At 64.6% G+C, this 12,837-nt stretch carries 9 protein-coding genes and 4 pseudogenes; 7 read left to right on the top strand and 6 right to left on the bottom strand.

Annotation, left to right across the window (positions count from 1 at the left end):
- Nucleotides 1–10: 10 nt before the first annotated feature.
- Nucleotides 11–307, top strand: coding sequence for a hypothetical protein (locus ACM61V_RS20075; RefSeq protein WP_419714606.1), 297 nt, complete (start codon nt 11–13; stop codon nt 305–307).
- A gap of 7 nt (nt 308–314) precedes the next feature.
- Here the strand turns inward: ACM61V_RS20075 and ACM61V_RS20070 are convergent.
- Nucleotides 315–476: pseudogene (locus ACM61V_RS20070) on the bottom strand (hydroxyisourate hydrolase); the annotation flags it as partial.
- Between the two features lie 182 nt (nt 477–658).
- Here ACM61V_RS20070 and ACM61V_RS20065 point away from each other — a divergent pair.
- Genes ACM61V_RS20065 through ACM61V_RS20050 form a run of 4 tightly spaced genes read left to right on the top strand, consistent with a single transcriptional unit; the run spans nt 659 to nt 3,916 of the window.
- Nucleotides 659–1,690, top strand: a complete 1,032-nt coding sequence (locus ACM61V_RS20065; protein ID WP_419714605.1) for a glycosyltransferase — start codon at nt 659–661, stop codon at nt 1,688–1,690.
- Nucleotides 1,687–2,673, top strand: coding sequence for an acyl-CoA dehydrogenase (locus ACM61V_RS20060; RefSeq protein ID WP_147036814.1), 987 nt, complete (start codon nt 1,687–1,689; stop codon nt 2,671–2,673). The genes ACM61V_RS20065 and ACM61V_RS20060 overlap by 4 nt, the downstream gene beginning before the upstream one ends.
- Complete coding sequence (locus ACM61V_RS20055) at nt 2,670–3,323, top strand: PIG-L deacetylase family protein (RefSeq protein WP_076711214.1); 654 nt, start codon at nt 2,670–2,672, stop codon at nt 3,321–3,323. The genes ACM61V_RS20060 and ACM61V_RS20055 overlap by 4 nt, the downstream gene beginning before the upstream one ends.
- Nucleotides 3,320–3,916, top strand: coding sequence for a class I SAM-dependent methyltransferase (locus tag ACM61V_RS20050; protein ID WP_147036813.1), 597 nt, complete (start codon nt 3,320–3,322; stop codon nt 3,914–3,916). Before ACM61V_RS20055 ends, ACM61V_RS20050 begins: the two co-directional genes overlap by 4 nt.
- Nucleotides 3,917–4,011: 95 nt before the next feature.
- Here the strand turns inward: ACM61V_RS20050 and ACM61V_RS20045 are convergent, their stop codons facing one another.
- Nucleotides 4,012–6,180, bottom strand: coding sequence for a catalase (locus tag ACM61V_RS20045; RefSeq protein ID WP_147036812.1), 2,169 nt, complete (start codon nt 6,178–6,180; stop codon nt 4,012–4,014).
- Between the two features lie 674 nt (nt 6,181–6,854).
- Between ACM61V_RS20045 and ACM61V_RS20040 the strand changes: the two genes are divergently transcribed.
- Nucleotides 6,855–8,030 (top strand): zinc-dependent alcohol dehydrogenase, encoded by a 1,176-nt coding sequence (locus ACM61V_RS20040; RefSeq protein WP_419714604.1) that lies wholly within the window; start codon nt 6,855–6,857, stop codon nt 8,028–8,030.
- Nucleotides 8,031–8,294: 264 nt separating this feature from the next.
- Here the strand turns inward: ACM61V_RS20040 and ACM61V_RS20035 are convergent.
- Nucleotides 8,295–8,651, bottom strand: a pseudogene (locus tag ACM61V_RS20035) (integrase core domain-containing protein); the annotation flags it as partial.
- Nucleotides 8,652–8,805: 154 nt separating this feature from the next.
- Between ACM61V_RS20035 and ACM61V_RS20030 the strand changes: the two are divergent.
- Nucleotides 8,806–10,102, top strand: a pseudogene (locus ACM61V_RS20030) (IS110 family transposase).
- Nucleotides 10,103–10,316: 214 nt separating this feature from the next.
- On the opposite strand, the pseudogene ACM61V_RS20025 reads toward ACM61V_RS20030, so the two are convergent.
- The 3 genes and pseudogenes from ACM61V_RS20025 to ACM61V_RS20015 all read right to left on the bottom strand — a co-directional run.
- A pseudogene (locus tag ACM61V_RS20025) lies at nt 10,317–11,125 on the bottom strand (IS3 family transposase); the annotation flags it as partial.
- A 536-nt stretch (nt 11,126–11,661) separates the two neighbouring features.
- Nucleotides 11,662–11,991 carry a hypothetical protein gene (locus tag ACM61V_RS20020; protein WP_147037257.1) on the bottom strand — a complete coding sequence of 110 codons (330 nt, stop codon included), beginning with the start codon at nt 11,989–11,991 and terminating at the stop codon, nt 11,662–11,664.
- A 202-nt stretch (nt 11,992–12,193) separates the two neighbouring features.
- Complete coding sequence (locus tag ACM61V_RS20015) at nt 12,194–12,829, bottom strand: hypothetical protein (RefSeq protein ID WP_147037256.1); 636 nt, start codon at nt 12,827–12,829, stop codon at nt 12,194–12,196.
- Nucleotides 12,830–12,837 lie beyond the last annotated feature (8 nt).

Below are 12,837 nucleotides of genomic sequence, written 5' to 3'. Positions count from 1 at the left end.
CCGGCTACGAATGAACCTGGCCAATACGGTACGGGAGCATCTGCCTACACAGCAGGGCTGGAACAAGGAGGCTCGAGGCTATTTCGCCGATCAGATGCCGACTTACGAGCGGATCATGGAAGAGGATCGCGAGCTTCGACTGCGCTACTCCGACCACATACGGCGTTGGAGCAGCAACGCGATAGCTTCGAACGTTCCAGCCTATGCTGCGTACGTCGCAACACTGGTAGAGCGCCTCGACCGCTACCTGCGGTCGCTTGAGCACGAGCTCTATAAGCCGATGCACCAGGCAGGGATCGAGGCGTGATCGGTGATCAATTGCCCCTGTAGGTGGAGTAGCCGAAGGGGCTGACCACGACCGGCACATGGTAGTGCGCGGCAGGGTTGGTGACGCCGAACACGGGATCGATCTCGGGGAAGAATGGCGCCGCCTTCGCGTCCGGGTAGCCCGCCATGTCGAACTGCAGCTTGTAGGTGTCCGGCGCGAACCGCGACGGCTACCTAACCCGACGCCGATCTCTCGGTCGAGACCCGGCAAACCGGAGTCCTGCATGACGATCTGGCATCTTGCATCACCGCGAGCAGCTATCGAAACCGGCGTTTATCACCTACAGTCCTGCAAGGCAGGGTCGCCGGTCCTGCGAAACCGATGGTGGGGGTGCCGTTGCGACCTGTGTCAGCTGCGATCTGTGTTCCGGTCCGCAACGAGGAGACTGCGTTACCGAAGTTGCTGGAGGCGATCGGGCGACTGGACCTGGGCGACGTCGAGGCTGCCGTGTTCTTCCTCCTCGATAATTGCTCGGATGCGAGCGAGCAGGTGATACGCGAGCATGCTGGTCGCATGGCCCTTCCTTTCACGGTGGCTCAGGGAGACCCGTCCCCTGATGCCAATGCCGGTCGTGCACGCCGGGCCGCCATCGCCCTCGGCCTGCATCATGCGACGAGCACGCCCCACGGTATTCTCCTGACGACCGACGCCGACAGCCAGCCCCGTGCCGATTGGGTCAGGGCGGCACTGCAGGGCCTGGCCTCGGCCGACCTTGTCGCCGGGCGAATCGTCCGGATCGCAGCGGAGCGGGATCCGGTGCAGGGGAGGGTCGAGCGCTACCTCGATCGGCTTCACGCCTACCGACGATCGGTCGACCCCGTTCCGTGGGACAGTCCGACCGGCTCCCACTGCTCAGGAGGCGCCAACATGGCCTTCCGACCCGGAGCCTATCAGGCGCTGGGCGGCTTCCAGCCGGTGCCATGCGGCGAGGACGCCGCCCTGCTCGACGATGCCGGGCGCGCCGGCTTTCGCGTGCGCCGCGATCCCGGCATGGTGGTTGCGACCTCCTCACGGCGGCTCGGCCGGGCACCGGGAGGCATGGCCGCTGCGCTCAGCGCCATCGACCATCATGGGGCACCCTCGATGCCGCATCCGCGAGGGGCGGCATGGCAATACCGGCAGCAGGCGGAGGCGCGCCGCATCTGGGCTGGGCTCCCCGATTTCTTTGTCGCAGCCCGCTTCGGCGACCGTATCGGATTGACCGGTGACCATGTGATCGGTGTCGCGCGCGACTGTCCCAATGCCGAGGCGTTCGCGATGCGTGTCGTGCCGGCACTGCCCGATATACCCGATGTCACCCTCGCTGAGGCCGAGCATGCCCTGGCAACGCTCGAGAACCAGCTTTGCGAGCAGGCGGCATGACGACGGTCGAGGCTCTGCGCCATGCGATCGTCGCGGCGGGGTGGGCGACCGACCCCGTCGGCGATCCGGCGACTCCCGAGGCATATCTGGAACTGCTCCGCCCTCTTTACGCCGCGGGACGCCGGGATCTCCCCGTCGGTCGCCTGCTGGAGGGGCATGTCGATGCGGTGCAGATCGTATTTCGATACGGCACGTCGTCCCAGGTCGCTGCGTTGCGGGCGCGGATCGCTGCGGGAGCGACGTTGGGTGTGTGGAATGCGGGCCTGCCGGGTGAGCCGCTGGTGCTTACCGGCGGACGGCTGACCGGCGGCAAGGGCTATGCATCGGGGGCGGGGATACTGACTCACGCGCTGGTGACCGCGGATAGCGATCGCGGGCCGCAGCTGCTCCTGCTCGACCTGGATGCCGATCCGCCTGCCATCGATCGGGAGTGGTGGCAGACGATCGGCATGCAGCGGTCGGAGACACATCTGGTACGCTGGTCCCGCGCCGCGATCGGTGAAGATGACCCGATCGGCGAGCCCGGCAGCTACGCGCGGGAGCCGTTCTTCAGCGGAGGCGCGCTGCGCCTCGCCGCGGTTCATGCCGGCGGTATCGCGGGTCTGCTCGATGCAGTGCGTGACCACCTGACCACCCACGAGCGCGCTTCCGATCCGTTCCAGGCATCACGGCTCGCCGACCTGTTCCTGCTTGCCCAGGGTGCAGCGGCGAGCATCCGCGACACGGCGGGCGCCTGGTTCAGCGGGACGGATGCGGAACGCCTCGCCCGGGTGTCCGCTGCGCGGCTATCGATCGCCGGTTTTGCCGAGCGCGCCCTGACGATCGCGCAGGAGGCGGTCGGGCTGCAGGGGTTGTTCCTGTCGCATCCGCTGGCGGCAAAGATCGCCGATCTCATGGTGTACCTGCGCCAGCCGGCGCCTGACGCGCATCGCCTTCGCGTCGGCCAGGCTGTCGCCGAGCACATCCTCGACCCCATCCTGTGAGGATCGCGCTGCGAAACGTGCGTGTCGCGCTGGTGATCGCCCCGCACCCGGATGACGAGGTCATCGGCGCGGCAGGCCTCATTGCGCGGCTTCGCCGCCATGGAGCTCGGGTCCGGGTTGCGGTCGTGACCGATGGTGCCGCATCTCACCGGGGCAGCCGAAAATGGCCGAGGACGCGACTGGTCGCGGCTCGCCAGCGTGAGAGCCTTCATGCGCTACGTCGTCTCGGCATCGTTGCTGGCGACGTCTCGTTCCTCAATTTGCCCGATGGCCAGTTGCCCTCGATCCCGGGGCGCTGTTATCGCGCGCTGCGCCGCCAGGTCGCACGATGCCGGGATCTCGATCTCATCGTCGGACCGGCCTGCGATGACGACCATCCCGATCACCGCGCCGTAGCCGCGGCCGTAGCCGGATGCCCGGGTGGCGCCGGTCGGCTGACCTACCGCGTGTGGCCGCCTCGCCCGGACAGGTCCGGACCGGCATGGCGCATCGCTGTGCCTGGAGGAGTTCCGGTTAAGCGGTCCCTGATCCGCGTCTACCGGACGCAGCTCGGCGCCGTTTCCGATGACCCAGCAGGCTTCACGATCGCGAGACACGAGCTTGCGGCCTTTGCTCGTCCGGTCGAGCGCTACCGGCCGGGTTCGAAGTGACGAGCCCGATCGATCTTGCCGGGTTCGCCGCCAAGTTCGCCGGCGACGACGATCCCTGGCGCACCTTCACCGCCCGTGACGAGGCGGTGAAGCGTGCCGCGATCCTGCACGCAATAGGTCACCGACCGGTCGGACGGGTGCTGGAGCTGGCCAGCGGCAACGGATCCAACAGTGCCGCGATCGCGAGGATGGCGTTGCGCCTCGATGCGACCGAGGGCACGAGGGAGGGGGTCGACCTGACGGCACGCGCCGTCGCGGCCTGGCCTCGTGCGTGCGCATCGCTGCTCGTGCTCCCCGGTCGTCCGCCACGTCTCGTCTATGACGTGATCGTGATCGCCGAGATCCTGTATTACCTCTCAGCGCGAGAGATGGCCCGGTTTGCGCGTGAGATGGCCGCTCGCCTGCGCCCAGGCGGCATCATCGTGCTCGCGCACCACAGGATCGATTTCTACGATTTCGTCCAGCATGCGGCAGGGATCCACGCCCGGTTCCTCGCAGAGACCGGGCGTTGTTGGACGGTTCGCACCGCGCGCCGCACCGGCCGCTGGGTCGTTACCGCGGCCCGCGCCGATGGTATGACCCGATCCCGTTGAACGCGAGCGAGGCAGCGCGTCCCACGTCCGTGCGATATGAGGCTTGCCGTTAAGTGGAGCGGCAGGACGTCCACCTGCCGCTCCCGCCAGGGTCGTCAGGCCGCCGCGTCGAGATCGACCTTCATTTCCCGAGCCCAGAACCTGAGGTCACGACAGGTCGTGACGAACGCCTTGACGTCCTTGCTCTTGCTTAGGGCTACGAAGCCATCGTCAAGCTCCGGCACCCGAGAAGCGTCGAACAACGTGGCGGCTGCATCGGTGTAGCCGATGAACTTGCAGTGGCCGAACGCGTCCGCCACGAAGTCCTTGGAGGCCGCATCCTTGGCGAGCATCGCAGCCCCCTCCTCGGACGGGAGCACCGCGACGGCATCGAACAGGACCGAAGGTCCGCCGTCGATCTTCTGCTTGGCCGCGACCTTGGTGCCGTCGTCGAGCGTGACCCCGCCGATCTTCGGCGCGACCACCTCCCAGACCGCGCCTTCGGCTTCCAGCGCCTTGGTCAGCGCATTGAACAGCTCGGCGCTCGACCCATCGGTCAGCAGCAGGCCCATCTTTCGCCCGGCGAAATTCGCCGGGCCGTTGGCGACGATCGAGAGCGCCGACGATGTCGGCAGGTCTAGCGTCGGCTTGGCCGCCTTGGCGGCGTCCGGCAGGTCGAGGCCGAGCCCGTTCGCAACGGTAGCGGCGAGATCCTCGTCGATGTTGCGCAGGTGGCTGACCGCCCGGGCCCGGATGTCGACACGATCTACCTTCGACAGCTCGAACACCAGCGCGTCGCCGATGTGCTTCTGCTCGATCGGCTGCTGGCTGAGATAGAACTGCCGCGCCTGGCTGTAATGATCGGCAAAGGTTTCGGACCGAATCCGCTGCTTGGTCCCCTGAACCTCAGCGGGGAAGCTGGTGAAGCCGATCTCCGGGTTCTCGCGCGGACCGCCTTCCGCGCCCCAGCTGTTCGGCTCATAGTTCACGCGCCCCTTCGGATTGCGCATCGCCATGTGGCCGTCCTGCTGGAAGTTCATCACCGGACAGCGCGGGGCATTGATCGGCAGGTGGGTGAAGTTCGGGCTGCCGAGCCGCTTCAGCTGGGTATCGAGATAGGAGAAGTTGCGGCCGTGCAGCAGCGGGTCGTCACTGAAGTCGATGCCCGGCACGATGTTCTGCGTGCAATAAGCGACCTGCTCGGTTTCGGCGAAGAAGTTGTCGACGTTGCGATTGAGCGTGAGCGTACCGACGATGCGGACCGGCACGTCCTCCTCGGGGATCAGCTTGGTCGAGTCGAGATGGTCGAAGGGAAGCTTGTCGGCGGTTTCCTGATCGAACAGCTGGACGCCGAGATCCCATTGCGGGAAGTCACCGCACTCGATCGCCTCCCAAAGATCGCGGCGATGATAGTCGGGATCGGCGCCGCTGATCTTGACCGCCTCATTCCACAGCACCGACTGGAGCCCCTGGCGCGGCTTCCAGTGGAACTTGACGAAGGTCGACCTGCCTTCCGCGTTCACCAGGCGGAAGCTATGGACGCCGAAGCCCTCCATCGTCCGGAAGGAGCGGGGGATCGTGCGATCGGACATGATCCACATGATCATGTGCCAGGCTTCCGGGGTGAGGCTGGCGAAATCCCAGAAATTGTCGTGTGCGGTTTGCGCCTGGGGGAACGCCCGGTCGGGCTCCTGCTTGGCCGCATGGACCAGATCGGGGAACTTGATGGCATCCTGGATGAAGAACACCGGGATGTTGTTGCCGACGATGTCCCAGTTGCCCTGCTTCGTGTACATCTTGACGGCGAAGCCGCGCACGTCGCGCGCCAGATCGCGCGAGCCCTTGTTGCCCGCTACCGTTGAGAAGCGGACGAACACCTCCGTCTGCTGCCCGACCGTGCTCAGCACGTCGGCGCGGGTGTAGTCGGCCAGACTGTCGGTCAGTTCGAACACGCCGTGCGCGCCATAGCCGCGTGCGTGGACGACGCGCTCCGGGATGCGCTCGTGATCGAAATGGAAGATCTTTTCGCGGAGGATGAAGTCTTCGAGCAGCGTGGGGCCCCGCAGACCCGCCTTGAGACTGTTCTGGGCATCCGCGATCGGGATGCCCTGCTGCGTGGTCATGGTAAGTGCCGCGTCCGAGGTCGTCTGGCGGGTTTCGCCGCCATGGCCCTGCTGCTCGGCATAGTTCGTCGGCTGGTCGGCACCCGCCGGCAGCGGCGGTGCCTTCTTGGCCGTCTCGCCCTTGAGTTTCACCGCGTCGCTTTTGATGCTCTTGCGTGCCATGGACGTAATCCTCCGATCACGCCCTTAATGCCACCAGCGCCACGGCGGTGCGAGGCATAAATCTTTGTAGCGACTGGGAACCGACCCGGAGGAGCGAAAATCAAGTTCTGTCAGTCGAGCATGGTTGCCGGTTCGGACGACAGGCGCGGGCTCGGCAACGTAAGTGCTCATGGCTGCGCAGAACCCGACTGCGGCTTCCTTGGTCTTGGATCACAGCCAGGGAAAGCCGATATGAACCGGTTGAGGATGTCGTAATGCCTTGCCGTTAGCCGAGCATGATGTAGTCCCAGGTCGTACAGGTTTTCGACTGCGTCCGGCACGACCACGATCCGTAGTTGGTGCTGCTCGCGGGCCTGGTTTGCCTCTGCGGTATCTATGCGTCCTTTGCCCTGGCCGACCATGCCGTACGCTCAGGGCGGAAGACGCGCAGCCTGTGAGAACCTGTCACCATCGTGTCGGCCGGCTGCACGGCCTGGGCGACCCACTTCATTATCTTGCTGGCTTTCAAGCCGGGCATGCCGTCTGCGTTCAACCCGCTGGCCGTACGGCCGTTTTACGGCCGCTCGTTGATGTAAACGAATCAAATGGACAGGGACCCATGCCGCGGCTCAAGGCGTTGAGCGTCATAGACATGGCCCTGACGACAGGGACATCCACTCAGATGAGGAAACGACATGCGCGCACTATGCTGGCACGGTAAAGGCGATGTCCGCGTCGACACCGTTGCGGATCCCGAGATCAAGCACCCGCGCGATGCGATCATCAAAGTAACCGCCTGCGCGATCTGCGGGTCGGACCTTCACCTGCTGGATGGCTACCAGCCCACCATGGAGGCCGGCGACATCCTCGGCCACGAGAACATGGGCGAGGTCGTGGCGCTCGGGTCCGAGGTCACCAACCTCAAGATCGGGGACCGGGTGGTGGTGCCGTTCACGATCAGCTGCGGCGATTGCTGGTTCTGCAAAAAGGGTCTGTTTGCGGCCTGTGATCAAACCAATCCGAACGCCGAGATGGCCGCCAAGGCGATGGGCCATTCGCCCGCCGGGCTGTTCGGCTTCAGCCACATGCTGGGCGGCTACTGCGGCGGCCAGGCGGAGTATCTTCGCGTGCCGATGGCGGATGTCGGTCCGATCAAGATTCCCGACAACGTTACCGATGAGCAGGCCCTCTTCCTATCGGATATCTTCCCGACCGGCTACATGGCCGCCGAGAATGCGCAAATCGAGCATGGCGACACCGTCGCGATCTGGGGCTGCGGTCCGGTCGGCCAGTTCGCCATCCGCTCCGCGCTGATGATGGGCGCCGGCCGCGTGATCGCGATCGACGAGGTGCCCGAGCGACTCGCCATGGCGGAGGCCGGTGGCGCTGAGACGATTAACTTCGCCGAAACCGATGTCTATGACGAGCTGCAGGCGCGAACCAAGGGCCGGGGCCCCGACAGCTGCATCGATGCTGTCGGCTGCGAGGCGGCCGCGCACGGGGCGGCGGACGCGGTCATGGACAAGGTGAAGGCAAGCATGATGCTCGCCACTGATCGCGTCCACGTCCTGCGGCAGGCGATCATAAGCTGCCGCAAGGGCGGCACGGTGTCCGTGCCCGGCGTCTACGTCGGGATGGGTGACAAGCTTCCGATCGGTGCAGCGATGAACAAGGGGCTGACGATCAAGCTTGGGCAGACCCACGTGCAACGTTTCACCAAGCCGCTACTGGATAAGATCGTCGCGGGCGAGATCGATCCCAGCTTCGTGATTACGCATCCGGCCAGTCTTGAGGACGCGCCCGAGATGTACGCCAAGTTCCGTGACAAGCAGGAAGGTGTAATCAAGGTTGTCATGCGGCCGCACGGCTGATTAGCGGAACAACCGGGAACAGGACGCTTATCGACGCCGATCGCCACCGCCGCTGTGCATTATGTTCAGCGGCGGTGTCGATCAGCTTGCGCCAAGTATGTCGGCAGATCTAGGTGTCAGTCAGGCTGCAACGGATGTTTCTTGCGGAGAGGCAACGAGCCATAGCCGCAGCGCTTCTTCCTCCATCGGACGGGCAAAATAGTAACCCTGCGCCTCCTCACATTCCAACTCGGCCAGGATCGCCGCTGACGTGACCCCGGTCTTTCATCCAGCGGCAACCAGAGACCGACGGGTGTTGTCGCGCATGAGCGCAGGTGAAGCAACGGGCGGGGTTAACCCCGCCCGTTGCTGTTCGAGCCCGGCAGCGAAGGCTGCCGGAGTAGCGTAGCCGAGCGACGAGTGCGGCCGCTCGGTGTTGTAGTCGTCGACCCAGCGCGACAGGATCGAGCGGGCCTGACCGATGGTGAAGAACAGCGTCTCGTTGAGCAGCTCGTCGCGCATGCGACCGTTGAAGCTCTCGACAAAGCCATTCTGCGTCGGCTTGCCAGGCGCGATGTAGTGCCACTCGACGCCGACATCTCCCGACCAGACGAGCACCGCGTTCGACGTCAGTTCAGTCCCGTAGCACATTGGGAAGCGCTGGTTCGGGAGCCGCTATGGCCCTGATGAAGACAAGGCCGCGTAGCGGCCGTAGACTTCATCAGGGCAAGCCATGGCCGGTCAGCAGGTATCTAAAGTGAGGTTGTCGAGACAACACTTTGGAGGCCGACCGACCATGACCAAGCTCACCTCTACGCCTGCCGGCGCCGTGCTGGTAGCCATCGACATGTCCAAGAGCCGACAGGAGGTTCTCATCGAGCGACCGGAAGGCGGCCGGCGCCGGCGGATGACCGTCATGGCGACCAGGCAGGACTATGACGGCTTTGCCGAGCAACTCGCTGCCATCGGGCGCCCTATCATCGTCGGGTTCGAGGCGACGGGTAATTACCATCGTACGCTGGCGCACCGGCTGCTGACGGCAGGGTTCGAGCTGCGCCTCATCTCGTCGGTCGCGCTCGCCAGAACGCGCGAGGCGCTGCACAACGGCTGGGACAAGAACGACTCCAAGGACGCGCAGGTCATCCTGCACATGCTGCGGATCGGTGCGACGCAGCGCTACGTCGACCCGCTGGTGGCCGGAATCAACGACCTGCAGGAGCTCTCGAAGACTCACGAGACGATCTCAAGGATGAAGACGCAGACCTGGCATCGGATCCTGACCCACTACCTGCCGCTGTACTTCCCCGAGATCGCCCGCTTCGCAGGCAACAGCCGGTCCGACTGGTTCCTGGCGCTCATCGAGCGGTTTCCGACGCCGGCCACCATCACGGCGCTGGACCGCGAGGCGTTCTCGGCCGCGGCATGGCCGCTCATCGGCCGCAAGGTCTCCAAGGCACGCCTCATCAACGACATCTACGAGACGGCGTCCGCCTCGACGGCACTGCCGGTGCCGGAGAGCTCAGCCGCCATCACCATGTTCCGCATGGTCATCGCGCAGGGCCGCAGCCTCATCCACCAGCGAGACGAGATCGAGCGGCTGGCCCATGCGCGGCTCGCCGATGACGTCGATTACCAGCTGCTGCGCAACATTCCGGGCATCGGTCCGATCAACGCGCTGACCATCCTGGCCGAGGCCGGTGATCTGCGGCGCTTCAACCATCATCGTCAGTTCCTGAAGTTCTGCGGTCTCGATCTCGCAACGTGTCAGTCAGGCACGTTCCGTGGCCGCACGAAGCTGTCCAAGTACGGCAATGCGCGCCTGCGCCGGACCTTCTGGATGGCTGCCCAGGTCGCCGCGCGTCAGCGCGACAACAGCTTCCGCGACAAGCTCGGACGATATGTCGCCGGGCACGCGGACGATGCCGACCGTCGCCGCAAGGCGATGACGGCGCTCACCGCCAAGATGGCGCGCGTGGCTCACGCCGTCATCAAGACGGGGACAGAGTACCGGCCGTTCCTCGAACGGTCGGATGCCAGGTGGAAGGACCCCTCTCTGCAAGTGCCGTGAGGGCGCTCGTCGAGCGACCCTGTAGATAATGTTCGGGCCTTCCACCTGGGTGCGTATCTCGTTTTAAGGATGGTGAGGACCACGGCCGCCTCGGCGCTGCTGGATCCTGTGTTTGCTATGGCAGGGAGCGATCCCGTTGACGGTGGGAGCCATCTGGCTCAGATTGCATGCCGCGCCGACGGTTGTCGGCGCATGGATATCTGCTGGCCAAAACCCGCCGCTGCTTCCTGACATAGGACGTTGTCGCTGACGATCATCTTCGGCTTGCCGCGCTCGGCGATCAGATCGGCCAGTTCGCGCACGACCCGCCGGCCCGAGATTGACGTGTCCACTACCGCCCGGAGGCATTCGCGCGTGACGTCGTCGACGATGTTGAGCACGCGGAACCGTCGGCCGGTAACGAGCTGGTCGTGCACGAAGTCCAGGCTCCAGCGCTGATTGGGAAGTGCCAGCACCGGCGCGGGCGCCCGCGCGCCGACGGCGCGCTTTCGTCCCTTCCGGCGCCTGACAGTCAGCCCTTCCTCACGATAGAGCCGCTGGGTCTTCTTGCGGTTGATCGTGATGCCGTCCCGGCGAAGCAGGATGTGCAGACGCCGATAGCCGAACCGCCGACGCTGCTGCGCCAGCTCACGCAAACGCGACCGCAGGTCGCCATCATCTGCCCGGCACGAGCGATACCGCATGCTCGTGCGGTCTGCACCAACAACCATGCACGCCCGCCGCTCGCTCATCCCTAACGTCGCCTGGAGATGCGCGACCGCTTGCCGCTTCGCGGCGGGCGTCACCACTTTTTTGATAGCAGGTCTTTCAACCCCGCGTTGTCGAGCATCGTGTCCGCCAATAGCCGTTTGAGCCGGGCGTTCTCCTCTTCGAGCGACCGCAGGCGCTTGGCGTCAGACACCTCCAGGCCGCCGAACTTCGCCTTCCACGCATAGTAGGTCGCGCTCGACATCCCGTACTTGCGGCACAGCTCCGTCACCACCGCCCCCGCCTCGGCCTCCTTCAGGATGCCGATGATCTGCTCTTCCGAAAACTGCTTCCGCTTCATTCCGTCCGTCCCTTCGAGGGGCCGGTCTCTAGTTCCAGATGGATGAAGAAACGGGGGTCACGTCAGATCAGCCATCCACGTCGACACCAAACGTGGCCGACAACTTTCGATGCGATCGTCGGCCTGCTAGAGGCTGAATGTCAGGATCGGTAGACAGAACAGGTAACAATATGATCCCCTTCGAACGGCTTCTGGTCGCGGCAGCGATACTGGTTCTGGCATCTTGTGAGCGAACCTCGGTTCAGGATCAACACGACGTGACCAGCGCTCAGCACACGGCTGAGGCGTCCGCCAGGGGCGAACGGCACGCAGAGCCGGACGTCGCCTGGGCATCGCTTGACCCGAAGGTTGGTCAATATCTGTAGCCGCTCGCAATCGGATGGGCTCCTGCTCGCAAACAGATCACCTTTCTGCTCGGATTAGCTGACACTGAGCACGCGCGACTGCTCACGTTTCCTGATAATGTGCTCGCCATCTTCTGCGGCTGCTCGCAATCAGTGCGCCGCGCTCACGCTTGGCGCCACTGACGGGAATGGTCAGAATCTGATCCCCTCGACTAACCGAGTTGCGGCCTGGCAGCCCGCAGGCGTGGCGCACCAAGCCCTGACTTCAAGGCCGGGGCTCCGGACGCGACGGCGTTGCGCCTCTGCATTGAGGGGGACGATAGCGGCGTAGAGGAGATCGGGCTCTTTCTGTCCGGCACTTGCTGGCCTGAACTTCCGGAGAGTTACGTCATCGATGTTGAGGGTCGAGGGCGCAGTTGTGGAGAGAGACCGGCGGGCCAGGCCGTTCCCGAACGAAATCTCCACCCGATAACCGTTCCCCTCGACCATGCGGCCGTCCACATCTCCTTCGAGCTTGGTCACCTGAGCATCCTGCACGTCGAACGTGCAGCAGCCAGCAATCAGCAGGCGGTCGCCGGCTACATTGCGGGGGTGGACCGAATGCTCGGTTCCGACCGGGCCGGAAAGCTCGGTGGACCGCGGCTCCTTATCGGAGCCGCGGTCGCACTCTGCCAAGGCGATGCAGGCCAAAAGCCATCCCGCCCCGATCGAGGCCTTGCCTCGATTAGCCATAGAACCCGACCAGCAGCGCCCGCTCGTCAGAGCATAGGCTTCGCTTGATCTGCCCAGGGTTGAGATAGGTCGTCATCAAGCATGGCCCTGTCGAACCATCGGTGCGGTGGTCCATCCCTTTCACGTGACCCATCTCATGCGTCATCGCGGACTGCCAGTCGATATGCTGGCCGATATTGCTCGACGTAATCGACGAACCGCAGATTAAATCGGTCGATTGCGCCGTGTCGCCCGTGTCGTAGTAGATGCGGTCGGTGTTCACGTACACGGTCGCATCGATCGCCTGCGCAGGCGCTGGACCGGAATAGCCGTAAATAATGGTCCGCATGATCGCCGACATGCTGGAGCCGTCCTGGATGTTGATGAATTCCGGGTCCTCGGTCGCCGAGTAGTAAGTCGACGTGTAGTTCTGCGTCGTTCCGGTGAGCTGGAACGAGCGCCCCGCGGCGTTGATCGTGTCGACCGCGGCCTTGGTGTTGGCGTCGCAGGCGGCCGGAAGCGCATAGTTGATCTTCACACCCCGCGAACCGTTCGGGAAATAATAGGGTTGCGGGATCGGCCCGGCAAACGCCGGTGCGGCGTTGGCGAAGGCGAGCACGCAGGCGAGCAGCGCAGATTTCCTGGTCATTTTTCCTA

Source organism: Sphingomonas sp. TX0543 (genome assembly GCF_048565505.1).
Lineage (GTDB): Bacteria > Pseudomonadota > Alphaproteobacteria > Sphingomonadales > Sphingomonadaceae > Sphingomonas.
Note: the sequence above shows the minus strand (reverse complement) of the source record. Positions and strands in the feature narration are given on the sequence as shown.